Below are 243 nucleotides of genomic sequence, written 5' to 3'. Positions count from 1 at the left end.
TATGCCGGGCGCGTTCAAGGTCGAGGCAGAGATCGTCCCGGTCGAGCGGATTGTAGAATATATTTGCCGCATCGAAGGCAGCATCGCCGACAAGCCCGTGCGGGTCGATGGCGAGCCAGCCGCGTGGCACCGCGAAGACGGCAATGGCGCGGAGGAAGCGCGTGAACTGAAGATCGCGTCCGCGCTCAGGCACCTGCGCCAGACGGCTTACCCTTCATAGGCACCTTTGGTTGCACGCCAGTG

1 pseudogene is annotated in these 243 nt (G+C 63.4%); it reads right to left on the bottom strand.

The features are described from left to right. Positions 1–124, bottom strand: a pseudogene (locus F9K91_RS25755) (aminoglycoside phosphotransferase family protein); the annotation flags it as partial. Between the last annotated feature and the right edge of the window lie 119 nt (positions 125–243).

This window comes from Brucella tritici (assembly GCF_008932295.1).
Lineage (GTDB): Bacteria > Pseudomonadota > Alphaproteobacteria > Rhizobiales > Rhizobiaceae > Brucella > Brucella tritici.
The sequence above is the reverse complement of the archived record's forward strand: the minus strand, read 5'-3'. Positions and strand labels throughout refer to the sequence as shown.